Annotated in this window: 23 protein-coding genes and 1 pseudogene; 8 read left to right on the top strand and 16 right to left on the bottom strand. The window is 36.9% G+C overall.

The genetic code is table 11. The annotated features are described in order from the left end of the window. Positions 1-95 precede the first annotated feature (95 nt). From NXS00_RS16845 to rfbB, 16 genes are all read right to left on the bottom strand, one after another. Positions 96-944, bottom strand: coding sequence for an SDR family NAD(P)-dependent oxidoreductase (locus tag NXS00_RS16845; protein WP_258100419.1), 849 nt, complete (start codon positions 942-944; stop codon positions 96-98). Between the two features lie 17 nt (positions 945-961). Continuing rightward, on the bottom strand, positions 962-2,443 hold the full coding sequence (locus tag NXS00_RS16840) for a lipopolysaccharide biosynthesis protein (RefSeq protein ID WP_258100418.1): 1,482 nt from the start codon (positions 2,441-2,443) through the stop codon (positions 962-964). Positions 2,444-2,517: 74 nt separating this feature from the next. Continuing rightward, positions 2,518-4,257 carry a 2-succinyl-5-enolpyruvyl-6-hydroxy-3-cyclohexene-1-carboxylic-acid synthase gene (menD, locus tag NXS00_RS16835; protein WP_258100417.1) on the bottom strand — a complete coding sequence of 580 codons (1,740 nt, stop codon included), beginning with the start codon at positions 4,255-4,257 and terminating at the stop codon, positions 2,518-2,520. 38 nt (positions 4,258-4,295) lie between these two features. Next, the gene (locus NXS00_RS16830; RefSeq protein WP_258100416.1) at positions 4,296-5,360 is read right to left on the bottom strand and encodes a Wzz/FepE/Etk N-terminal domain-containing protein; all 1,065 of its coding nucleotides are present in this window, start codon (positions 5,358-5,360) and stop codon (positions 4,296-4,298) included. Between the two features lie 2 nt (positions 5,361-5,362). Then, the gene (locus NXS00_RS16825; protein ID WP_258100415.1) at positions 5,363-7,864 is read right to left on the bottom strand and encodes an SLBB domain-containing protein; all 2,502 of its coding nucleotides are present in this window, start codon (positions 7,862-7,864) and stop codon (positions 5,363-5,365) included. Between the two features lie 68 nt (positions 7,865-7,932). After that, entirely contained in the window at positions 7,933-8,898 is a 966-nt protein-coding gene (locus NXS00_RS16820) for an SDR family oxidoreductase (RefSeq protein ID WP_258100414.1), read from the bottom strand. Between the two features lie 3 nt (positions 8,899-8,901). Further along, complete coding sequence (gene cysQ / locus NXS00_RS16815; protein ID WP_258100413.1) at positions 8,902-9,657, bottom strand: 3'(2'),5'-bisphosphate nucleotidase CysQ; 756 nt, start codon at positions 9,655-9,657, stop codon at positions 8,902-8,904. 74 nt (positions 9,658-9,731) lie between these two features. Next, entirely contained in the window at positions 9,732-11,018 is a 1,287-nt protein-coding gene (locus tag NXS00_RS16810; RefSeq protein ID WP_258100412.1) for a sulfate adenylyltransferase subunit 1, read from the bottom strand. A 24-nt stretch (positions 11,019-11,042) separates the two neighbouring features. Further along, a complete protein-coding gene (cysD, locus tag NXS00_RS16805) occupies positions 11,043-11,948 on the bottom strand; it encodes a sulfate adenylyltransferase subunit CysD (protein WP_258100411.1) in 906 nt (301 codons plus the stop codon). Position 11,949: 1 nt separating this feature from the next. Then, positions 11,950-12,546, bottom strand: a complete 597-nt coding sequence (gene cysC / locus NXS00_RS16800) for an adenylyl-sulfate kinase (RefSeq protein WP_258100410.1) — start codon at positions 12,544-12,546, stop codon at positions 11,950-11,952. 63 nt (positions 12,547-12,609) lie between these two features. Beyond that, complete coding sequence (locus tag NXS00_RS16795) at positions 12,610-13,863, bottom strand: nucleotide sugar dehydrogenase (RefSeq protein ID WP_258100409.1); 1,254 nt, start codon at positions 13,861-13,863, stop codon at positions 12,610-12,612. Between the two features lie 9 nt (positions 13,864-13,872). After that, positions 13,873-14,817 (bottom strand): UDP-glucuronic acid decarboxylase family protein, encoded by a 945-nt coding sequence (locus NXS00_RS16790; protein WP_258100408.1) that lies wholly within the window; start codon positions 14,815-14,817, stop codon positions 13,873-13,875. Continuing rightward, positions 14,814-16,127: a UDP-glucose dehydrogenase family protein gene (locus NXS00_RS16785; protein ID WP_258100407.1), complete on the bottom strand. Its 1,314-nt coding sequence runs from the start codon at positions 16,125-16,127 to the stop codon at positions 14,814-14,816. Before NXS00_RS16785 ends, NXS00_RS16790 begins: the two co-directional genes overlap by 4 nt. Positions 16,128-16,154: 27 nt before the next feature. Further along, complete coding sequence (gene rfbC / locus NXS00_RS16780; protein ID WP_258100406.1) at positions 16,155-16,694, bottom strand: dTDP-4-dehydrorhamnose 3,5-epimerase; 540 nt, start codon at positions 16,692-16,694, stop codon at positions 16,155-16,157. Further along, positions 16,685-17,551 carry a glucose-1-phosphate thymidylyltransferase RfbA gene (gene rfbA / locus NXS00_RS16775; protein WP_258100405.1) on the bottom strand — a complete coding sequence of 289 codons (867 nt, stop codon included), beginning with the start codon at positions 17,549-17,551 and terminating at the stop codon, positions 16,685-16,687. Before rfbA ends, rfbC begins: the two co-directional genes overlap by 10 nt. Then, positions 17,551-18,609: a dTDP-glucose 4,6-dehydratase gene (rfbB, locus tag NXS00_RS16770; RefSeq protein ID WP_258100404.1), complete on the bottom strand. Its 1,059-nt coding sequence runs from the start codon at positions 18,607-18,609 to the stop codon at positions 17,551-17,553. Before rfbB ends, rfbA begins: the two co-directional genes overlap by 1 nt. A gap of 157 nt (positions 18,610-18,766) precedes the next feature. On the opposite strand from rfbB, the gene NXS00_RS16765 reads away from it, so the two are divergent. From NXS00_RS16765 to purN, 8 genes and pseudogenes are all read left to right on the top strand, one after another. Continuing rightward, on the top strand, positions 18,767-19,420 hold the full coding sequence (locus NXS00_RS16765) for a heme exporter protein CcmB (RefSeq protein ID WP_258100403.1): 654 nt from the start codon (positions 18,767-18,769) through the stop codon (positions 19,418-19,420). 56 nt (positions 19,421-19,476) lie between these two features. Beyond that, positions 19,477-20,160, top strand: a pseudogene (gene ccsA, locus NXS00_RS16760) (cytochrome c biogenesis protein CcsA); the annotation flags it as partial. A gap of 4 nt (positions 20,161-20,164) precedes the next feature. Then, positions 20,165-20,374: a CcmD family protein gene (locus tag NXS00_RS16755; protein ID WP_258100402.1), complete on the top strand. Its 210-nt coding sequence runs from the start codon at positions 20,165-20,167 to the stop codon at positions 20,372-20,374. Between the two features lie 28 nt (positions 20,375-20,402). Further along, complete coding sequence (locus NXS00_RS16750; protein ID WP_258100401.1) at positions 20,403-20,807, top strand: cytochrome c maturation protein CcmE domain-containing protein; 405 nt, start codon at positions 20,403-20,405, stop codon at positions 20,805-20,807. Between the two features lie 3 nt (positions 20,808-20,810). Further along, a complete protein-coding gene (ccsA, locus tag NXS00_RS16745) occupies positions 20,811-23,333 on the top strand; it encodes a cytochrome c biogenesis protein CcsA (RefSeq protein WP_258100400.1) in 2,523 nt (840 codons plus the stop codon). Then, positions 23,333-24,118, top strand: coding sequence for a Rossmann-like and DUF2520 domain-containing protein (locus NXS00_RS16740; RefSeq protein ID WP_258100399.1), 786 nt, complete (start codon positions 23,333-23,335; stop codon positions 24,116-24,118). The genes ccsA (NXS00_RS16745) and NXS00_RS16740 overlap by 1 nt, the downstream gene beginning before the upstream one ends. Beyond that, positions 24,115-24,990, top strand: a complete 876-nt coding sequence (locus NXS00_RS16735) for a geranylgeranylglycerol-phosphate geranylgeranyltransferase (RefSeq protein WP_258100398.1) — start codon at positions 24,115-24,117, stop codon at positions 24,988-24,990. The genes NXS00_RS16740 and NXS00_RS16735 overlap by 4 nt, the downstream gene beginning before the upstream one ends. After that, positions 24,981-25,556 (top strand): phosphoribosylglycinamide formyltransferase, encoded by a 576-nt coding sequence (gene purN, locus NXS00_RS16730; RefSeq protein ID WP_258100397.1) that lies wholly within the window; start codon positions 24,981-24,983, stop codon positions 25,554-25,556. Before NXS00_RS16735 ends, purN begins: the two co-directional genes overlap by 10 nt. Positions 25,557-25,577 lie beyond the last annotated feature (21 nt).

Below are 25,577 nucleotides of genomic sequence, written 5' to 3'. Positions count from 1 at the left end.
TATGCCTTGAAACAAATATATTTCACTCACATTCTAGTTTAAATCGTAATAGCTCCAAGTACTAGAAGTTCCTTAGACTTGTCAAGATAAGAATTTTAATCACCCTTTAACCCAAGAGATCTACCCCCATCTACTACAATATTTTGTCCCGTAATAAATCTTGCTTTACTCGACAATAAAAACAAAATTGAATCGGCAATATCTTCAGGCTTACAAAAATCATTTAAATAGTTAGATTTTTTTATTCTTTGCAAATCTCTTTCCGTAATTTGTCCTCTTTGAACAATCCCTGGAGAAACACAATTCACCCTGACCCCATATTTGCCCAAATCCATTGCAATTGATTTTGTGAACGATATTAACCCCGCCTTTGACGCAGAATACTCTGAGAAGTTCTCTTTTCCATGATCTCCAATTATAGATGAAACATTAACTATTATTCCTTTGCCTTGATTTTTCATCACAATTGATGCTTCTCGACAAGAGAAAATCGCTCCTTTAAGATTCACATCCAAAATATCATTAATAACGCTAATCTCTTGTTCAAAAATAGGAGCACTTTTACCTCTTGCACTCCCACCTAAACAATTTATTAAGTAATCTAATTTTGATTCCTGCTCAAGCACTTGATTAAATAAATCTTTAATACTTTCAGGATTAGTGGCGTCCAACACGTAATTACTTGCTTTGCCTCCTAAAGCTTGAATCTCTTGTGTAACCAAGTTAGTTTTTTCAATAGTAGTTCCGCACACATAAACATGAACACCCATAGCTCCTAAATGACAGGCTACTGCCCTACCAATGGCGCCACTACCACCAGTAACTATAGCTACATCGCCTGAAAATTCATTCTGTTTATCTTCAATTCGTATATCGTAAGGAACCGATACTTTGTGTATTACAATATACTTTGCAAGAATTTTTTTAATGATTTTTTTTATCATCTACAATGCCTCTTTTACTATTTCTTGTTTAATGACGGTAAATGAGCAATGGCCATTACCTTTTTAATAATAAGCTGTCTTTCTTGTGTAGTTATGCCAATGATAAACACCATACAAAGTACGGATAAAATTGACACTAATAATGACAAGACGTTCATTATGAAGCCGCCTCTAAAATATAAATGAAACACAAATGCGAACGAAGTAGCTAAAATGGCAACCAGAAAGCATTTTCCCATGACACCAAAAACAAAGTCTCTTGCATTTATACCAACAGAATTAGACAAAAAAAGTACTCTGACGATACCCACGAATAAGGATATAACGATACCTGTCTTTAAGGTACTTTCTGGACCAAATCCAAAGTATAATAATGAATAACTAATAGGAAGGTTCAATAGCCCTATTAAACTGAGAGTAAGATGATAATTCTTTACCCGCCCAGTTGCTCCTTGTGCTGTTGCCATTACACTTGCAAAAGAATCAATTAATGCTTGTATTAATATCAATCTAATAAACACAATAGCAAGATCTGGAATTTCCTTTAACCAGATATTTAAAATAAATTTCGTCTCAATAATAATTGGTATTGCAATTATCGATACCAAGTAAAAGGAAATACGAGAACCAAAATAAATTAGCTTTTGCATTTGATTTATGTCGCCAGACGCATAGTTTTTTACGATTTGTGGATTCAGCGCCTTTGTAAAGTTCATAACAAAATTTTTTACAGCCATATTTACCTGATTAGCGATCCCCATACTGGCATTTAAAACTGTGCCGAAAAAAAGGTTTAAGATTATCTGAAGTCCTTGGGTTCTGAGGGCTATAGATAAATTGCTACTTAATGACCAACCCGAAAAAGACAGCAACTGCCTTAGTTGTCTTGGATTATAAATGTAAAACACTCTACACTCAGGAAAATACTGTAAACAATAAACTATATTGAATAGTCTAACCAGAAATGAAGCAACAAATAATAAACAACCGTATGTCATTAGATGATCGTATACAAAACTATCGATCAAAATAACCGCTATAAGCTTTAGAAATACTTCCAAAACGTTCAATAAAGCATAGATCGACATTTTTTCGTTTGCTATAACCAATGCATTGTAAGGAACCGTCAGGATGGTTACAAAAAGCGTAATTAATGACAATTGATACAACCATATTGATGCAACTTCTCGCCCTTCAGGAATATTTAATGAATTTAAAACAAACCATAGACCCAGGGACTCTCCGAGCATCAATATTACTATACCAACTAAAAGGTGGGCTAATAAGCTAGATCCAAATACTTGTTTTAAGTTATTTAAATGACTAGTTCCACTCTCATAATTTAGAAACCTTTGTGTTGAAGATGTCATTGCATTATTAATAAACCCAACTAATAAAACAACGCCTCCTACTAGATTAAATAAACCAAAATCACTTACTCCAAGTCTATCGAGTAGTAAGCGAGATGTATATAAATTAATTAGGACAGTAAATATCATCCTGAAATACAGGATAATTGTATTCTTAGCAATCCTACTATTGCTTTCTCGCATATAAATAGTATAAACTGATATTAAAGAAAAGAACCTTTTATAGAATTCTTAAGTTTTTGTACCACTTTATCTTGAAGTGTATCTCTATTTAACTTCCTAAAAAAGGATCTATAATCAGACACATCTCTCTCTTTCTTGGTGAAAACTTCAACAATTATCGGCTTTTCACTATTCGAAATCAATAAATCTAAACCATTCTCCAACTCCTGTTCTTGAGTAACAGGAAAATAATTAATTCCAACTGATTCTGCCCAACCTCTCGCATTGGTTGAATGTCCAGCAGATACATGTTTGGATATATCCTCAGCTTGCTCGTTCTTCAATGGTAGGTGCATCACACCTCCACCTTCATTATTTAGGAGCAGAACCCTTAAATTTGAAGATAGGTGTCTATTCCACAATGCATTCATATCATAAAAAAACGTTAAATCACCGATCAACAAAAATACCAATTCGTCCGAGGCTGCTGCATAACCTACGGCTGTAGACATACAACCATCTATTCCATTGACACCTCTGTTACAATAAACCACCACAGATTTATCCAATCCAAATAAATGCGCTATTCTTATGGGAAGACTATTTGCTATTTGAAGACAGGAATTGGAAGGTATTCGCTTCATAAGTTTTCCAATTGCAGCTATTTCGCCATACGAGTCCTCCGGCTCAATTAATTGATTCTCAACATTTTTCCAATCCTTAAAATATTTACCAGCATCAGGATTGACAAAATCATTTTGAGCCAGTATCTGATCAAAAAAATCAACCTCAGACATTTCAAAAATCCTACTCAATCGACCAAAAGGATCACAAACGTCCCCTTTACATGATATATCCCAATGTTCAACCTTTGTTAAATGTCTTTTCAAATAGCCTTTTACATCATTATTAAAAGTACTATTCCCAAACATTGTTACTACAATATCTGGAAATAATTGATCTTTTTCTAATGAATTCATAGCCTTGAAAATTGGGAACCCGAATTCAATGGAACTACTATGGTGACAGTTAGAAAGCTTATCAGAAATTATGACACAATTGAACTTTTCACAAAATAAATCTAACTTATTTCTTAGAGAATGGCTCATTGGCTCACTTTGCCCCCAAAGAATCATTAGTTTCTTTTTGGATAGTTCCTCAGAAGCCTGACTAATAGGATCCCTAAATCGATCTGAAGAAATACCATGTAATTTTATCTTTCTAGCAAGAGGTAAAACCTTCATACTAAATGTGTCAAGATCGTGCCTTTCTATAGGCAAATTGATATGGACAGGTCCCTTCCCAAATCGATACAATGCAAGAAGCGATTCGTTTAATACTCTATTACAATACCATTCACTTATTGTATCTTCAACAGGAGGTATTTGGGCGTGAAACTTTGTAAACCCTTTAAAAACGTCATCTTGCTTAAACATTTGCTCCTCTTTTTGACCTAATAATTGAGGCAATCTATCAGCCGTAATTACAAGAAGAGGAAGTTCCTGATAATAAGCTTCAACTGTCGCTGAAATATAATTAGCAGCAGATGTTCCTGAAGTGCAACATATCGCTACGGGTTTCTTTAATTTTTGAATCAACCCTAAAGCAAAGAAGGCTGCACTTCTTTCATCAACAACAGAGTATAGGTTGAATTCACTGAGAGATTCGAGCGATTTAGTAATTGAATAATGCCGGCTCCCTGGTGAAATAACAACATCGTAAATTTCATTCTGTTTCATTAAAGATAGAAGTTGTTGAACAACCTTATTATCTGAAAACATAGACTTTTAAGTTTAGTGTTAGAGCTGAAAATAATGGCTTATCCCATTTGGAATTTGAAAAGAGCGATTAACACTCCAATTACCGTACCTAAAATCCCAAAAACCAAAACAATAAGTAACCTTTTCGGACTAGATTTCTCAGTTGGTATCAAAACTGGCTCCAACATGGTAAATACTGGTGTCTCTTCATTCAAGTGAATCTTAGCTTGTTCAAGTTGAGTCCCTAAACTCGTGTATATCTGATATGCACTATTATATTCCATTTGGACATTCTCAATTTCAATTCGAGCTGAAGCTGAGGATATATTTAAGTTTCTATCACTTACTATTGCCAACTTATTTTTCAAAGCAGTAAACTTTTCTTTTGCATTCAGATATGCTCCTTCGATAAAATCTAAATTCATATGAGCTTTGCTTGTTTTATACCCAACAACTGACTCAGTAATTTTGACCTTAACATTATTTGCTAGTTGAGCAGCTGCATATGGATCAGGCATTTCCACCATGATTTGAATCAATCCAGTTCTTTCATCTATATTTAACAAAATGCGCTCACGCATTGACTTTATTAATTTCTTATCAGATTTAGACAAACTAAAAACATTAGAATTTTCTTCGATCAGCTTATCTGTTTTCGGTTGCATAAACATGGATTTTATCAATCCTGGCAAGCCAATCGTATACTGTAAAAAATAACTTGATATCGAAGGACTATAAATCTCTTCAAAATATTTTTTAGGAGTTAATTTAACATCATCATTAGAAAAATATAAAGTATCGTTTATAATTTCTATAATGAAAGGGGTACTACCAACGATTTCAGCATATAGAGTTGGAGACAAAGATTTCCCATTATTCGAGGACAAATCAATTCCTGCTAAACTTGCAAGACCGCTCAGGCCATTCATTCCTCCCATGCTACTACCTTGATTTTCAGGAATCAATCTGCAAGAAGCCTCGTATTCTACAGGAAGGCTAAGAGCAACCAACAATCCAATAATTGCTCCAGCAATACCAACCTTAATAACTGTATATCTTTTTTTCCAAACACCATGAAATACTTCAATCAAATCTATCTCATCACTAACCTTAGGTTCGCTCATAATTATCTTGTTAAATTATTGATAATCAATGCTAACGTTCCCAAGCCGCTAGCTATTCCAATAACTTCTTGAGGACTTAACTTCCTCTTCTCAGGTTTCCTAGGTATAATAACTTCAGCTCCCGGATCAACCCTTGGATAATTTTTGAACCATAAAAAGGACTTTGTTCGTTCAGCACTTCCATTAGGGTAAACTACGTAAGACTTTCCTTTTTTTGCGTCATCTGAAAAGCCCCCAGATTGAGAGATGTATTGTCTGAAGGTTCTATTATTATCAAACCTTACCGTACTTGGATATAATACTTCTCCTCTTATTCTAACGGTCTGTAATTGTCTTGGGATACTCAATACGTCACCTTCCTTTAATATTAAGTCATATTTAGAACCAGGGGCTTTAAGTATTTCATCTAGTTTAATTCCTATTGATTCTTGAGTTTTAAAAACCTGATCTCTTTGATCAACCAATGTATCCCTTTCTAATAATGATTTCAGATCTTCTTGTCTAATTTTTGCTGCGGCATCAGTAGACTCGTTAGAATCACTTTCACCCTTTCCTTTATTAACGAAATACTCAGTTCTTCTTATAAGCGTCGCACCTTTGATATATGCATATTTAGTTGTGCCTCCTGCTCTAGTTAAAACATCTGAAATTCTCTCATTCTTACTTGCCAAAGCATATTTACCTGGGTATTGAGCTTCGCCTTCTACTTCTACAATATTTTGCTTTTCATAAAACGGAGATTTACGAATCACTACCAAATCAAATGGTTTTAACTGAAAATCCTTATCTCCATCTTTAATAGATAGATTTTTGTCAATTGGAAAATTATAAATTGTTGCCGTGGCAGATCCATCGCCATCTTCATCAGTTACTCTCCTAGCAACTTCGACAAAAGATTTAGCTGCGGTTTCCTTAAATCCATTCGCCAGATAAATTAGGTTTTCAACAGTCATGCCGTCAGCAAAAGGATAGTCCCCTGGAGTCAATACTTCACCTTGTATAGACACCATATATTCCTCTCTTAAGTCGAATATGGATTGTATTTTTATCAAATCCTCCGACTTCAACATTAAGTCTGATTCTCCAGAAACTATTTCCCTAGGACTAAACGAAATATTCGACAAGGTTAAATCGTCATTTTGTCTTATAATAATCCCTCTTTGTAAAAATGCGTCCGCTCTTAATCCATCCACATAATTAATGAGATCTTTAAGAGTCATCCCATCACTTAATTCAAATTCACCTGGATGATTTACCGCACCTTCAACTCTGACTCTGTTTACAAATTGATTCTGAATTTTTCCAACTTCAAGATCATCACCATCTATTAGACCGGTCTCAGGAAACCTATTTGCCAAAACAGTAACCACTGTTTTTCTATTATCCAGATTTCTACGTATTGAAATACTTTTCTTGTAGGCCCACCCTGTAAATCCCCCAGCAAATGAAACCACATCATTAAGACTTTCTCCTTTTATTACCTCATAGTAAGCAGGACGTTTTACTTCACCTCTTACAGCCACCCGATTTTCATATGGCTTTACCATTACAACATCCTGATCCTGTAACATGATATTTTGACCAGTCCCGCTAATCAAAAAATTATATGCATCAAGAACGGCTACTTCCTTTCCAGAGCGATAAATCCCAATACTTCTAAATGATCCATTTTCTGTCGGTCCCCCGGCGTTATATAGTGCATTAAATGCTGTAGTAAAAGATGATACTTGATAAGTACCTGGCTGAGCAACTTCACCGAGCACATTAACACTAACAGTTCTGATCTGACCAAGACTAACTTGTGCAAAAGTATTCTGCCCTAATGTACTGTATATATTTTTCAGTCGACTTTTAATCCTAGTTTCTGCTTTTTCAACAGAAAGCCCATTCAAATAGATTGGCCCCAAATTAGGGATGATAATTGAGCCTTCAGGTGATACTTGCAGCTGATAATTCTGTTCTGACGCTCCCCATACATCAATTACAATTTGATCTCCAGGACCAATTTGATAATCTGCAGGAGTGGCAATATTTAAACTTGGATCAAATGAAATTTCTGGGTTATTAAAAAAATCTAATCCAAATATTTTCAATTCACTAGGATCAACTAAAGTGTCCTCCGGAAATATTGTCTGGAACGGGTCAAATCCGGAAGATCTATTTGCATCAACTTCTTCTTGATTAGGAGAAACTCTAGATCTATCAACTGATGAAATGTTTGATGATTTAGAGGAACTTCCATTCCTTACCTCATTGATCCTTTGGCGTAGTTTAGAAATTTGAGCGGATGACATTCCTCTAGACCTAGCCATAAACTCTAATTGCTGTTCAGTATACCCTCCTGACTCGGCTTGATCTATTATTCTTTGTATTTGATCATCACTTAACTCATCGACATTTACATTCTCAAGATTTTGAATTGAATTTGCATTTTGTGCGCTTACAAAATCTGAATATCCAAATAAGATAATAGCAAATAATACAACTACTAAATTCTTATGCATTAGCCAGTTATTAAAATTTAGAGGGCAAAGTTAGACAAATTGTCATACACCCTTAACAATAAAAATAATTAATGAGAATATTGTTCATTCTGATACGATCTCAATACCATTCTCAATCCATGTTCAACAGATACTTGTGGATTGTATCCTAGCAGGGTGCGTATTTTAGAAATGTCCGCTAAAGAATGTTTAACATCACCAGCACGTTCATTTTTATATTCAGCTGCAATATTTGTGCCTAGTTCATCATTAATGATTCTTATTAAATCTTTTAAAGTAGTCCGCTCACCACAAGCCACATTGTAAACTTCATTCAAAGCTTCTTTATTGTCTGCGAATAAAGCTTTTATGTTAGCATCAAGAGCATTTGATACGAAGGTAAAATCTCTTGAAGTCAACCCATCTCCATTTATAACTGGACTTTCACCATTTAACAATGCCTTGCAAAACAAAGGTATAACCGCAGCATAAGGATTGTTGGGATTTTGCTTTGGGCCAAAAACATTGAAATACCGCAGACCTACATAATTCAAACCATATACTTTATGAAAAACGTCAGCATAAACTTCACAAGCATATTTTGACACAGCATAAGGGCTCAGGGGTTTACCAATGGTGTGTTCTACTTTTGGCAAAGTGGGAGAATCACCATAGGTACTTGAAGAAAACGCTAATACTACTCGTTCAATATTATTCTTCACGGCAGCATTAAGAACATTCAATGTGCCACCAACATTTACATCATTAGACGTTATCGGATCCTGTATAGAACGAGGCACGGAACCCAAAGCAGCCTGATGCGAAATCAGGTCGTATCCTTTGAATAGAGTTATTAGTCCCTCTGCATTTCGAATATCTTCATTGACAAATTCAAACTTATTATGCCCCTCAAACTCTTCAATATTAGAATAATAGCCATTTGACAAATTATCTATCACAAGCACTTTGTCTATGCGTTCGTCAGCCAATAACGCTTCTACAAGATTTGACCCAATGAATCCCGCTCCTCCCGTAACTATTATCCTTTTTCCCATAATTTATATCTTTCCTGAAACTAAGAAATAAGGATTTAACAGATTCTCCTTATTATAAACAACAGAATCAGTAGTATCTTTTTGATTTACCGTACCACCTGCTTCTTCCACTACAATTTGAGCCGCGGCAGTATCCCACTCCATGGTTGGTGCATATCGCGGATATAAATCAGCATCACCTTCAGCGACCATTAGTAACTTCAGTGAACTTCCTTTGGAAACGACTTCTGGATTTGACAAACCATCCATAAACTGTTGGGTGTCACCATTTAGGTGTGATCTTGAAGCAACTACTTTCAGGTTGTCATCAGATAACTTAAATGAATTTACTCTGATTTGCTCACCATTTTTGAAAGCTCCTTCCCCTTTGATCGCCCAATACTCATCTTCCAAAACCGGAGTATAAACTACTCCTGCAATGACTTTAGTTTCATGGACTAGAGCAATGTTTACCGTAAATTCACCATTTTTTTTAATGAACTCCTTGGTTCCATCTAATGGATCAATCAACCAAAAATAATCCCAATTCTTTCGCTCAACATAAGGAACTGCACTTCCTTCTTCACTGAGAATTGGCAAATCCGTTTTTTCCAGATAAGACACAATAACATTATGAGAAGCTTTATCTGCTAATGTCAATGGGGAATCATCTGATTTAGCCTCAATTGAAAAATCTCCACTTTCGTAGATTTCGATAATTGCCTCACCCGCTTTGATTGCAGCTTGTCTGGCGATTGAAATTAATTCTTTAAAGTCCATATGGTTGTGAATAAAAGAGTCACCACGTATAAGATGGTGACTCAGAATTTAACTCTTAATATTCTTATTAGTAATTATATGATCATTCCTGCTGCAACAGTTTCATTGGTACCTTCATCTACTAATATGAGACTACCAGTAATCCTGTTTTTTGCATATCCATCTACAAGTAACGGCTTTGTAGTTCTCAGCTTCATTCTACAAATGTCATTAGCCGAAACTTCCTTATCTTCTTCATTTCGATGAAGGGTACTTATATCTAATTTATAGCTCACCTCCTGAATCATCGTTTTAACCTCGGCAGTTGTATGACGAAGTAGATATTTAGCTCTTGGCTTAGGACCTTTTACATTTAACCAGCAGATCATTACTTCAATATCCTGAAGTGGTTGTGGTTTATTACCAGACCTAACAATCATATCACCGCGTCCAATGTCAATCTCATCCTCCAACTGTATTGCTACAGACATTGGAGCAAAGGCTTCTTCAAGTTCTCCATCAAAAGTATCAATCGATTTAATCTTAGAAGTAAAACCAGAAGGCATTACTGTGATATCATCACCAGGTTTGAAGACTCCTGAGGCAATTCTACCTGCGTAGCCTCTATAGTCGTGAAACTTATCGTTTTTAGGTCGAATAACAGTTTGAACCGGGAATCTGCAATCAATGTGATTATAGTCACTCCCAATATGAATTGTTTCCAAAGTATATAATAGAGTTGAACCTTCATACCAAGGCATATTATCACTCCGGTTTACAACATTATCACCGTTCAACGCCGATATAGGAATGAATCGAACATCCTTAACCTCTAATTTTGAAGCAAATGCTTCATAATCTTCTTTAATTTTCTCGAATGCTTCCTCTGAATAATCGACTAAATCCATTTTGTTCACGCAAACAATAACGTGAGGGATTTTCAAAAGAGAAGCGATAATTGAGTGCCTTTGTGTCTGTTCAATTACACCCTTTCTAGCATCCACCAGCAATAAAGCACAGTTTGCAGTAGAAGCTCCAGTCACCATATTTCTAGTGTACTGAATATGCCCTGGGGTATCTGCTATGATAAATTTTCTCTTTGGTGTGGCGAAATACCTGTAGGCCACATCAATTGTAATTCCTTGTTCACGCTCATCTTTTAACCCATCAGTAAGAAGAGCCAAATCAGTATGCTCCAAGCCCTTTCTTTCACTGGACTTTGCTACTTGATCCATTTGATCTTGAAATATTGACTTAGAATCAAAAAGTAGACGACCAATTAACGTGCTCTTTCCATCATCCACACTACCGGCAGTTGTGAATCTAAGTAGCTCCATGTTTAAATAGCCGGCATTATCGTGCTTTTCTATATCCTTATTCATTTCTCTTTAATCTAGATCCAAAAATTAAAAGTATCCTTGCTTCTTTCTGTCTTCCATTGAAGTCTCAGACCTCTTATCATCTTCACGGTTACCCCTTTCTGTTTGTCTGGCAGAAGCAACTTCATCGACGATTTTTTCAAGTGTATCCGCATCGGATTCATCTCCTCCCGTAATAGTAATATCACCAAGAGTTCTGAACCTTATTCTCTTTGTCACTATTTCCTCGTCTTCACCGATAGTTATAAACTCAGAAACCGGAAGCCAAGTATTGTTCCTTCTAATGACCTGTCGATCATGAGCAAAATAAAGAGTAGGTAATGCGATATTTTCTGACAGAATATATTGCCAAACATCCATTTCCGTCCAGTTACTTAAAGGAAAAACCCTAAAGTGCTCTCCCTGATGGCATCTACCATTAAAAATATTCCAAAGTTCTGGTCTTTGATTTTTTGGATCCCACTGACCAAACTCATCTCGATGAGAAAAAAACCTTTCTTTTGCTCTTGCCTTTTCCTCATCTCTTCTAGCCCCACCAATACAAGCATCAAACTTATGTTCTTCTATTGTATCCAGAAGAGTAACAGTTTGAATTGCATTCCTACTAGCATTTTTACCCTTCTCCTCAGAAGCAGCACCTTCATCAATAGATTTTTGAACAGAGCCTACGATTAGTTTAACTCCTAATTCCTTAACATAATTATTTCTGAACTCCATTGTTTCAGGGAAATTATGCCCAGTATCAACATGCACAAATGGGAACGGAATTTTTGCAGGAAAAAAAGCTTTTCTAGCTAAATGAGCAACGCAAATGGAGTCTTTTCCACCTGAAAATAAGATTGCAGGATTTTCAAATTGCGCAAAAACCTCTCTCAGTATATAGATAGCTTCCGCCTCAAGTTCTTTGATATGTGTAAGGTTATAGCTTTTCATGCTATTTTAATTTTGGAATAATTTGATCAATTAATTCTTTTATAGACTGTTCAACAGTCTTTCCTTCGGTCTCAATATGAACATCAGGAGTCTCTGGTCTCTCAAATGGACTATCAATCCCTGTGAAATTAGGAATTTTACCAGCTCGAGCCTTGGCGTAGAGACCCTTTACATCTCGTTGCTCACAAATCTCTAGTGGAGTATCTACAAATACTTCGATAAAATTGTCAACTCCAACAAGATCTTTAGCTTGTTGACGGTCTTCTTTGAATGGAGAGATAAAAGCTGTCAAAACAACAAGCCCAGCATCAACAAACAATTTAGAAACCTCAGCAATCCTTCGTATATTTTCTTTTCTACTTGAATCCGAAAAATCCAAGTCCTGATTTAGACCAGATCGGACATTATCACCATCAAGAATGTAGGTGTGATAGTTTTGATTAAACAAATAGGTTTCGAATGCACCTGCCAAAGTTGATTTTCCTGAACCAGACAATCCTGTAAACCAAATGAGCTTCGGTTGAAACCCATTTTTGTTTATTCGATCAGCTTGTTTTATCTGATGATCATGTGGAATTATATTTTCTTTATAATCCAATTTTCAGAGTATTTTATTGTGTAATGCTCAAATGGAAGGCAAAATTGTTAAAATATTCTCAATTTATAGCCTAGAGTCTGATAAATCTTTGGGCAATAATCCCTTAACATCAAAAATCACCTCAACTTTCTTTCTAGTTTGGAACCAATCAATGTCCATGAATTTTTTGTGAGCTACGGCGAGGACCACTCCTCGATAATCGGCAAAATTAGGGTTGTTAGTCAATTCAATACCATACTCTTCTAATACCTCTTGGGGATCAGCTTCTGTGTCCATCACATCTACCGATAAACCAAAATCAATCAATTCAGTATAGATATCTATAACTCTTGAATTTCGAATATCAGGACAATTCTCTTTAAAAGTAATTCCCAAAATTAAGACTTTGGTTTGCTGATTCAGGACAGCTTTTTTATTCAATAGCTTTATGAGCTCTTTTGCAACATAGGCTCCCATGTTGTCATTAATCCTGCGCCCTGCCAATATTACTTGTGGATGATATCCAACTGATTCAGCCTTATAGGTTAGGTAATACGGATCAACTCCTATACAATGGCCGCCTACTAAACCAGGAGAGAATTTCAAAAAATTCCATTTCGTACCGGCTGCTTCAAGCACTTCATTGGTATCTATTCCTAGCTTATTGAAGATCAGTGATAATTCATTAACAAAAGCAATATTGATATCACGTTGAGAGTTCTCAATAACTTTTGCGGCTTCAGCAACCTTAATGGATGAGGCTTTAAATGTTCCTGCAGTTACAAGTGATGAATAAAAGTCATCAACAACATTTGCTATTTCGGGAGTACTCCCACTTGTAACTTTTAGTATTGAAGGCAGTCTATGTACTTTATCACCCGGATTGATTCGTTCTGGCGAATACCCACAGAAGAAGTCTTCATTGTATTTTAATCCACTTTTCTCTAAAATAGGAACACAGACCTCTTCAGTACACCCAGGATAAACAGTTGATTCATAAACTACTATATCACCCTTTTTCAGCACAGTACTTAAAAGCTCTGAGGCTTTTAAAATAGGTGTTAAATCAGGATTCTTATGCTCATCAATAGGTGTAGGAACTGTGACAATATAGAAGTTACAATTCAACAAGTCATTGGAGTCGGTTGAATATGACAGCTTTTTAACCTCTGACAATTCTTTTTCCGAAACCTCTAACGTTCTATCTTTTCCATTCTGGAGCTCAGAGATACGCTTTAAATTGATATCAAATCCAATGGTTTGATACTTCTTGCCACTTTCTACAGCAAGAGGTAGACCTACGTAGCCTAATCCAATTATTGCAACTCTGAACTCCATGAGAATATTTTAACCTAAAACTTTCTTCTTGAAATATTCGAGAGTAGGCTCCAATCCTTCAGCTCTGGTATACTTAGGCTCCCAATTCAACACTTCTTTAGCAAGTGTAATATCTGGCTTACGTTGCTTGGGATCATCCTTAGGAAGAGGGTTATAGCTAATCTTAGAACTACTACCAGTCAAACGAATGATTTCTTCAGCGAATTCATTAATAGTGATCTCTTGAGGGTTACCGATATTCACAGGCTGAGCATAATCACTTAATAATAATCGATATATGCCTTCTACCAAATCATCAACATAAGTAAATGAACGAGTTTGAGAACCATCTCCAAATGCCGTAAGATCTTCACCTCGTAATGCTTGAGAAATAAATGCAGGCAAAACTCTACCATCATCCAGTCTCATCCTTGGCCCGAAAGTATTGAATATCCTTACAATTCTTGTTTCTAGGCCATGGAATGTGTGGTATGCCATTGTTAAGGCCTCCTGAAACCTCTTGGCTTCATCATAAACACCACGCGGACCTACAGGATTTACATTACCCCAATAGTCTTCTTTCTGTGGATGCACTAATGGATCACCATAAACTTCAGAAGTAGATGCAATTAGCATTCTTGCTCCCTTGTCTTTTGCCAACCCAAGACAATTAAGGGTGCCCAATGATCCTACCTTCATCGTTTGAATCGGCATCTTGAGGTAGTCAATCGGGCTCGCAGGAGAAGCAAAATGAAGAATGTACTTAAGATCTCCAGATACATGCACATATTTCGAAACATCGTGATGTTGAAATTCGAAATCAGGATGTCCCATTAGGTGCTCAATATTCGCAATGTCTCCGGTAAGGAGATTATCCATTGCTACTACGTGAAACCCTTCCTTGATAAATCGATCACAAAGGTGGGAACCAAGAAAGCCAGCTCCCCCTGTGATTAGTACTTTTTGCTTACTCATGCCTTAACGGTTCTTCTACCTATGCTGTAATAGGTGAATCCTAATTCTTCCATCTGCGAAAGGTCATATAGGTTTCTGCCATCAAAAATCACTTTATTCTTAAGAGAAGACTCAAGCTTATCAAATTCAGGTGTACGGAACACAGGCCACTCAGTCATGATCATTAATGCGTCTGCTCCCTCTAGGGCATCATATTCATCTTTCGCAAAATAGATCTTATCGCCAAAAATCCCTTCCACATTCTCCATTGCTTCTGGATCATATGCTTTTACAGTCGCTCCCATACTCAATAGTTTAGTGATATTCTCTAAAGCCGGAGCTTCTCTAATGTCATCAGTATACGGCTTGAAAGCTAATCCCCAAACTGCTATAGTTTTATCAGACAAGTCTCCTCCAAAATAGTCTTTCAATGGGTCAATCATTTTCTCCTTTTGAATCTGATTGACACCCATAACTGATTTCAAAATCTGGAAATCATAATTTACTTCACTTGCAGACTTAGCCAATGCCTGAACATCTTTAGGGAAACAACTTCCACCATAACCAATACCCGCAAACAAGAAACGTTTGCCTATTCTAGCATCAGTACCAACGCCTTTTCTAACCATATCGACATCAGCACCTAATAATTCGCACATGTTGGCGATTTCATTCATGAAAGTGATCTTAGTAGCTAAGAATGAATTAGCAGCATATTTGGTTAATTCTGCAGACTTCACATCCATAAAAATGATTGGATTCCCTTGACGAACAAATGGAGTATATAGTTTCTCCATCACTTTCATTGCCTTTTCAGATTCTGCACCAATAACCACTCTATCTGGCTTCATAAAATCCTCTACCGCTACCCCTTCTCTAAGGAACTCAGGATTGGAAACTACATCAAAATCCACCTTGGCATTTTTTGCAATAGCCGCGTTTACCTTATCCGCTGTACCAACAGGAACGGTGGACTTATCAACGATTACAGTGTACTCTTCCAGTATTGGACCAAGGTCATCTGCTACTTTTAACACATATTTCAAATCAGCAGAGCCATCTTCACCTGGAGGCGTTGGTAGTGCTAAAAAAATGATTTTCGCATCCTTAATACCTTCCTTTAGGTCAGTAGTAAATTCCAACCGTCCTTGTCTCAAATTTCTTTCAAAAAGTACCTCAAGACCCGGCTCATATATTGTGATTTTCCCGTTTTTTAGTTTTTCAACTTTATTTACGTCAATATCTACACAAGTAACGTGGTTTCCGGTTTCTGCAAAACAAGTCCCAGATACCAAACCAACATAGCCGGTTCCAATTACAGCGATTTTCATAGTATTTCTATTATGTCAATGTTTAAATCAAAATGTATACGCCGCATCAACGGCTGGTTGTTTTAAATCTTTTTCAGATACAAGAGGCAAACCTATTAAACCCCAATCAATATTTAACTGTGAATCATTATAAATCAGTCCTGACTCAGCCTCAGCATTGTAAAAATTATCAACTGCGTAATAAAATACTGTATTTTCTTCCAAAGTATAATACCCATGCGCAAATCCCTTAGGTATCAACAGAAATGTGTCTCTTGCATCAATTTCAAGCTTGAATGACTCCTTAAAAGTTGGAGAATCCTTTCTCATATCGACAACAACATCAATTACAGATCCAGCTATCACACCTACCAATTTTGTCTGAGCATGCGGCTCTTTTTGAAAGTGTAAGCCTCTCAAAACGTTTTTACCTGACTTGGCGAAATTAATTTGTTTCACATCAAAGTAAATCCCATGTTTCTCTAATTCGCGTTGATTAAATGATTCCATGAAAAATCCTCTATCATCACCAAACATTTTAGATTTAATAATTACACAATCTTTTAGTGGTGTTTCTATTACTTCCATTTAAGAATTTGTTTCAAATATGCACCATACCCACTTTTAACTAATGGTTCAGCAAGTTCTTCCAATTGATCTGCATCAATGAAGCCCATTTTGTAAGCAATTTCTTCTATGCAAGAAATTTTCATCCCCTGTCTCTCTTGTAAGGCATGAACAAATGAGCCTGCTTGCTGTAAAGACTCAAAAGTCCCTGTATCTAGCCAAGCAGTTCCTCTATCCAGTTTTTCAACGGACAGTTTCCCCTTTTTCAAGTATTGATTGTTGACTTCCGTAATCTCCAATTCACCTCTCGGACTTGGTTTTATTGATTTGGCAATACTTACAACTTCATTATCATAAAAATACAATCCTGGAACGGCATAAGATGATTTCGGCTCCTGAGGCTTCTCTTCAATTGAAATTGCTTTTCCAAATTGATCAAACTCGACCACACCGTATCTTTCAGGGTCATGAACTCTGTATGCAAAGACCATTCCTCCATCTGGGTCTACACACGACTGTAGTTTTTTGGACAAACCTGAAGCGTAAAAAATATTATCCCCTAATATAAGAGCGACTGAATCGGTACCAATAAACTCTTCTCCAATAATAAAGGCCTGAGCTAAACCTTCTGGTTTTGGCTGAACAGCATAAGAAAATTCACAACCAAGTGATTTACCATCACCTAATAGATCTTTAAAAACAGGCAAATCTCTAGGCGTGGATATTATTAAAATCTCTCTAATACCAGCCAACATCAAAACAGACAATGGATAGTAAATCATTGGCTTATCATAAACAGGTAAAATCTGTTTGCTTACAGCCAAAGTCAGAGGGTGTAACCTGGTGCCAGATCCTCCAGCGAGTATAATTCCTTTCATTATTGGTAGTGTTCTTTGTAATAATTTTGATAATCGCCTGAAGTAATATCATTCAGCCACTTTTCATTAGCTAAATACCAATCAACAGTCTTTTCTAATCCTTCTTCAAATTGAAGCGATGGTTCCCAGCCTAGTTCAGTCTTTATTTTAGTAGCATCGATTGCATATCTCAAATCATGACCAGCACGATCTTTCACAAACGTAATTAGCTTCCGAGACTCACCTTTTTTTCGTCCTAATTTATCATCCATAATATCACAAAGTAGATGAACTAAGTCAATATTTTTCCACTCATTAAATCCACCAATATTATAAGTCTCCCCATCTGTGCCTGAATGAAAAATAACATCTATTGCTCGAGCATGATCTTCAACAAACAACCAATCACGCACATTTTCCCCTTTCCCATACACAGGGATAGGCTTATTGTTTTTGATATTATTTATAGTTAGAGGAATCAACTTCTCCGGAAAATGATAAGACCCATAATTATTAGAGCAGTTTGAAAGAACAATAGGCAACCCATAAGTATTATGATATGCTCTTACAAAATGATCCGATGCCGCTTTAGATGCAGAATATGGTGATTTTGGATCATAAGAAGTGGTCTCTAAAAACATTTCATTCTCATCATGAAGAGACCCATATACTTCATCAGTAGAAACATGATAGAACCTTTTATTAGAAAAATCATCCTTCCAAAAATTCTTAGCAACATTTAATAAAGTAACAGTCCCAATCACATTCGTTTCTACAAATGCCATTGGATTTGTAATGGACCTGTCAACATGAGACTCGGCAGCTAAATGAATCACACCATCAAATTGGTATGTTGAAAATATCTCTTGAATATACTCTGCATCACATATATCTCCTTTGAGAAATGTGTAGTTTGGAGCATTCTCAATATCTCTCAAGTTCTCCAAGTTTCCAGCATAAGTCAATTTATCAAGATTAAAAATCTGATAATTGGGATAACTACTAACAAACCTTCTCACGACGTGAGAGCCAATAAAACCTGCACCGCCTGTAATCAATATCTTTTTCTTAGTATCCATGTTACAAATGTAATTCTTGAATAGCGTTGCCTAGCATGCTTTAGTTAATACGAAGGTTTTACAGGATAAATGGAATAAATGAACCGACCTGTGAAATGTAAAGATGATACAAAAAAGGAAAAGGTACCAATCAACAACTAAAGCTTAAATTTGCATCATGCTAAAACAACTACAGTGGCTAATCCTCAAAGATCTACGAATTGATTGGAGAACGAAATATCCAGCAGCAGGAATATTGCTTTATATTACATCTTTAATCATAACAAGTTATTTAGCATTTACAGGCTTTATCGAGCGAGAAACATGGAACGCACTTTTTTGGTTAATTCTCTTATTTATATCGATAAATGCTGTTGCTAAAAGTTTTGCTCAGGAAGACGATCGATCAGCCTATTATTTTTACCTAATCAAACCATCTAGAATAATTGTTGCCAAATTGATCTACTATGGAGTTTATCAACTGTTGCTAATCTCTGTAGCTCTTTCAGTATTTTCCTTGTTTCTTGGTTTTCCGGTAGCAACTTCAGGACCGTTTTTCCTGAACCTGATTATTGGCTCCATTGGATTGAGTAGTGCTTTCACAATGGTATCTTCTATATCTAGTAAAACCAATAATAACGCTGTGATGATGGCCATTTTGGGTTTCCCAGTGATCATCCCGATTCTAATTCTCTCCATCAATAATTCTCAAATCTTGGTTCTTGGCGGATCATTAGCAGATATTAGTACTAATTTGATCACTCTACTCAGTGTGAATGTTATTATCATTGCACTCTCATTTATCCTGTTTCCTTTTACCTGGAAATCGTGATAAAAATTTAGCATGTTTTTGAGCAAACTTGGTCAGCCCATTTTGCTGAATTAACAACCCCGGAGCAGATGAACTATCTAATGAGGACGAAGTGGTGGAAATGGCTAACAATGGCATTGTTGGTCTATGTGGTGATTGGTGGATTCCTATTTCCAGTTCCTCGTTTGCCGATACTTAACGAAACAATTCGTGTACTGCACTTTCACGTACCCATGTGGTTCGGAATGTTATTTCTTTTCGTAGCATCAGTAGTGCACGCCATCAAATACCTTTCTTCAGGCAAAATAGAAAACGACATCATGAGCAATCAACTTGCTATTGTCGGAACTCTGTTTGGAATTTTAGGAATGCTTACAGGCATGTTCTGGGCCACCTTCACCTGGGGAGAACCTTGGAGTAGTGATCCTAAGCAAAATGCTTCTGCGATTGGCCTTCTAATTTACTTCGCCTATTTCATCTTAAGAGGATCTATTCAAGATGAACAGCAAAAAGCTAAAGTATCGGCGGTGTATAACATCTTTGCTTTTGCAGCACTGGTGCCTCTCTTATTCATATTACCGAGGTTAACTGACAGCTTACATCCAGGAAATGGAGGAAATCCGGGGTTCAATGCGTATGACCTAGACAGCAATCTTAGAAAAGTGTTTTATACAGCAGTAATTGGATGGACTTTACTTGGCTTTTGGATAGCGACAATCAAAATCCGATATAAACTGCTTTTAGAAAAAATTGATGATTAATATCATGAGTATAATAGCGAACTTATTTTTAAGCATATCGGTTGTTTTCAACGATATTCTGCTTCAAATCCCCATGGCTGACACTTTCAGAAGTGAAGGTAAAATTTACGTGGTGATTGGAATAATATTGATTCTGTTGATTGGTTTCTTTCTGTACCTATGGAGAGTAGACAAGAAACTGGATAAACTAGAAGACGAAATCAAAAACAAGTGAGCATGATGCTCAGCAAATATTGAAACAAATGAAAAAGAGTCACATTTTCGGAATTCTCATCATTGCTGTAGCGATCATTGTGATCATGTCTACTGCCGGTGATGCTAGCGCCTATGTAACTTTTGAAGATGCTCAGGAAATGGCATCTAAGGGAAATGACAACAAGATCCATGTAGTAGGCAAACTGCCAAAAGATGGAAGCGGCAATGTCGTTGGTATAGAGCCGAGTCCAGACATGATGTCATTCAAATTTCAAATGGTAGATGAAAACAATGAAACACAGATTGTTTACCATCCTAATCCAATGCCGACAGACTTCTTAAGATCTGAACAAGTGGTTGTTGTAGGCGGATATCAAAATGGCAAATTCGTAGCTGACAAAATATTACTTAAGTGCCCTTCTAAATACCAAGAAGAGGGAGTAAATACTTAACACATGATCCATTACTTTCCGGGAAATCTCGGGCATATTCTAGTCATACTGGCATTCATATCTTCCTTAGTGGCGACTTACGCATTTGCCAGGAATATCAACGACGAAAACAACTCATGGGCTCGCTTTGCAAAGGGAGCCTTTTACATACATGCCATTGCCATATTTGGTATTGTAATCACACTTTTCCTAATGATCTCCGGACATATGTTCGAGTATCATTACGTATACAACTACACTTCCAAAATACTGCCTATTTATTATCAGATTTCCAGTTTCTGGAATGGTCAGGAGGGCTCCTTCTTATTATGGATGTTTTGGAATGCTATACTTGGTCTGATTCTGATTCATACGAATAAATCATGGCGTGACTCTATGATGGCAGTATTCACTTTCACACAAGTATTCCTGGTCAGTATGATCATGGGGGTAGTGATTCCTGGTTTAGATATTAAAATAGGCAGTTCTCCATTCTTGCTATTGAGAGATGTGTTGAACGATCCTATTTTCACCATGCAGCCTGATTTCATCCCAGAAGATGGTCGTGGATTGAACCCATTACTACAGAATTACTGGATGGTAATACATCCTCCTACATTGTTCTTAGGTTTCGCGACGACAGTTATACCATTTGCATTCGCTGTTGCTGGTATGCTGACTGGCAGAGTGAAAGAATGGATTCGTCCTGCTCTGCCGTGGGCACAATTCTCAGCAGCTGTTTTGGGAGTTGGGATTTTGATGGGCGCCTACTGGGCTTACGAAACATTGAACTTTGGCGGATATTGGAACTGGGACCCGGTGGAAAATGCAGTGTATGTCCCGTGGTTAGTATTAGTGGCAGCACTCCATACGATGATCGCATTCCGAAAAAGCAATGTGGCTCTGAAATCATCCATCATCCTAATTCTAGCTACCTATATTTTAATAGTATACTCAACTTTCCTTACAAGAAGTGGAGTATTAGGTAATGCCTCGGTTCACTCTTTTACTGACTTAGGATTATCAGGTCAGCTATTAATCTATCTGTTTGTATTCATCATCCTATCAGTAATAGTTGCTGCAAGAGTTTGGAAAACAATTCCAAGTACTGAAGAAGAAACATCAGCATATTCTAGAGAATTCTGGATCTTTATGGGTGCTACCGTGCTTTGCTTGATGGCTTTCCAGGTGATTATACCGACTTCTATTCCTGTATGGAATGAAATTGTAGAGGCATTTGGTGGATCATCTAACCTAGCACCTCCTGCAGATCAGGTTGAGTTTTACACTCAGTTCCAGCTCTATTTTGCTATTTTGTTAGCAGTGCTCTCAGGAACTGGCCAGTTCTTCTGGTGGACCAAAATGGATAAGAGCAAGCTGAAGCAAGAGTTAGCAGCACCTATCATTCTATCCTTGGTGGCGTCAGCCGTAATATTCATGGTCGCTAAAGTTCAGAATATTTGGTACCTGTTATTATTAACGGCATCTGTTTACTCTATCATAGCCAATCTGAAGATTTTCGTTTCCGTTGCAAAATCAAACATCAAACTTTCAGGAGGAGCAGTTGCTCACATCGGTGTAGCTATGATGTTGATTGGGGTATTGTTCAGCTCAGGTTATTCTAAGATATTATCCATGAACAATACAGGACTTCTTTGGAGCAAGGAGTTTCCTGATGAAGTGAACCAAAACAATCTGCTTCTTTTTGTGAATGAGCCAAGACAGATGGCTGATTACAAAATGATCTATAGAGGGTTGAGGAAACTGACTACTGAATATGGCTATGTGGACTTGAATGACATTAGTGACGCAGTAGATGCTCGAAAATTAATCATTGGAAGAAAAACCGTTTCTAGCACAGGACATGAACTTAATGTTGGTGATACTATCAATATCATCAATGCTGAAAACAGTTACTTCGAAGTAATCTTTGAAGATGAAAATGGTAAAGACTTTACGCTATATCCACGTCTTCAGATGAATGAGCAAATGGGTAACGTATATTCTCCTGATATTAATAGAACATTCGCAGCAGATTTATATACTCACGTAAGAACCTTCCCGGATCCAGATCAAGAGATAGAGTGGAGTGAAATAGAAGAAATCACCGTGTCTCCTGGCTCTCAATTCTTCATCAATGATTATGTAGCTGAGTTCATAAATATAGAGCCTCTAAGAAATGTTCCGGGAATTAAACTCGGGCCTGAAGATATCGCGGTAAAAGCACTTATCGAAATACAAGGAGAATACCAGACCTACACCGTAGAACCAATTTACGTGATCAAAGACAAGATGGCTGGAAGAATCCCTGATGTAGTCAATGATTTGGCCTCTCGAATCACTATTCAATCAATCAATCCAGATGAAAACAGTTTTGTCTTCGGACTCAGCACCACACAAAAAGACTGGATCATCATAGAAGCTGTCGCAAAACCATGGATCAATGTGTTATGGTTAGGAACATTGCTTCTTGTGATTGGTTTTGGAATCGCAATCTCGCGTAGATACACCGAGTTCCAAAAGATGCGTGACAAAGGAATGGAATAATGTCACTGAGCGTAGCGATTGTAGGTATTGGAAACGTAGGTAGTCATTTGGCCAAAAAGCTGAATGACTCTAACGCTATATCTCTTCGTTATATAGTCAGCCGGGATTTGAACAAAGCTCAACAGTTAATTAACAACTTGTCAATAAAAAACTGTGAAGCCGTTGAGATTAAAAACATCCATGATCTAAGCTGTGATTTAATCATCCTTTCTGTTCCAGATAGAAACATTGCTGAAGTGATAAACGGCTTGTCTTTTCCTGAACATGTGGTTATTGTACACACATCAGGCTCTCAACCTATTGATTTACTCTCCAATTTGGAGTCTTACGGAGTTCTATATCCTTTTCAGACGTTTACTAAGGATCAAGAAGTAAATTTTGATGCAATTCCAGTGTTCGTGGAAGGTAATTCCGATAAAGTCACTGAGATTATAGAAACTGCAGCTAAGGCAATTAGTCCAAAAGTAAAACGAGTTAGCTCTGAGGATCGTAAGAAGGTACATTTAGCGGCAGTATTCGCATGTAACTTCACCAATCATCTTTATGCCATTGCTGAAAATATTCTCAGTGATGCCCAACTGGACTTATCCGATATTGAGCACCTGATGCAAGAAACGGTTACTAAAGCCGTTAACATCTCAGCTAAAAACGCCCAAACCGGACCTGCAGTCCGAGGTGATCAAAATATTCTGGACAAGCACCTGGAGATATTAAAGACTGATGAGGATAAGTATCAGGTTTATAAGCTTTTATCAGAGCAAATCGCTAGCTTGAATAAGAAATGAAGCGATTAATCAGGTATGATTTCGTCGGATTCCTTATTGCTAGTCGTATCCCCAACCTATTAATCATTGGGGCTACGCAATACCTCACTGCCTTTTTTCTCGTCTCTGAGTATCCACAAAAACTAAACCAACTCACCGGCAAAGGTTTTTTCATGATGGTCGTAAGTACTGTTATGATTGCTGCCGGCGGATATATCATTAATGACTATTACGATCAAAAGATTGACATGGTCAACCGACCAGACAAAGTGGTGATTGGCGTATTAATGAGAAGACGTCTTGCGCTACTTGCCCATTTTGTATTAACATTCGGTGCTATCGCTCTTGGCTTTTATCTCAATCCTAAAATCGGTGTAGTTCATATTTTCTCATCTTTCTTCTTATGGTATTACTCCAATCAATTAAGAAGAATTACGATAATTGGAAATGTGGTTATTGCTTTCCTAACCGGATTAACCTTATTGATGATTTGCATTTACCTGGCGAGAAATGAAGTCCTTGTTTATATCTACGCCTCATTTGCGATGGCAATCACGCTCATAAGGGAAGTGCTCAAAGATATGGAGGATGTGAAAGGCGACTCCAAGTTTGGAATTGAAAGCCTACCAGTAATTTTTGGAATTCGTGGTGCTAAGCTCTTCATCTATTTATCTATTGGAATAAGCGGCGCTTTTCTTATTTCCTTTTTGATCACCATCGACAATTGGTGGGTACGTTACTATTTCATGGCTCTTCTACCCATTTTCCTTTGGTTCATTTACAAACTGATTTATGCCGATCGGCAAAAGGATTACCAGAGACTCATTAGATTTACCGACTTAATCATTTTGTCAGGTCTAATCAGCATGGTTTTATTGAAGTCATGGATATAAAAATCGCAGTATTTGCTTCAGGTAGCGGCACTAACGCCGAACAATTAATCAAGCATTTTCAAAGTGTAAGTGATATGACGGTTAGTCAGGTTTACTGCAACAAACCAGATGCTTTTGTATTGGAAAGAGCAAAAAACCTGGATGTATCTTCTCTGGTTTTTTCACGATCAGAATTCAAGTCTGAGGAGTTTTTAGCGCAATTAGGATCGGTAGACTTCATCATTCTTGCTGGGTTTTTATGGAAAATACCAGAATACCTCATTCAAGCATTTCCAGATAAAATCATCAATATCCACCCTGCTCTTTTGCCTTCCTATGGAGGAAAAGGAATGTACGGATCACATGTCCATGAATCTGTGATCGCCAATAAAGAAAAGCAGTCTGGGATTACCATACATCTAGTGAATGAGAACTATGATGAAGGGCGTACTTTGTTCCAGGCAAGTTGTGATATTACTTCAGAAGACACTCCAGATTCACTTGCTCAGAAGATACATCAGCTGGAACACAAATATTTTCCGCAAATCGTAGAGGATTACATTAGGGAATACATGTCTAAAAAGTAAGATATCTGTAGCTTTGCAGCT

Source organism: Marinoscillum pacificum, assembly GCF_024714495.1.
Classification (GTDB): Bacteria; Bacteroidota; Bacteroidia; order Cytophagales; family Cyclobacteriaceae; genus Marinoscillum; species Marinoscillum pacificum.
Note: the sequence above shows the minus strand (reverse complement) of the source record. Positions and strands in the feature narration are given on the sequence as shown.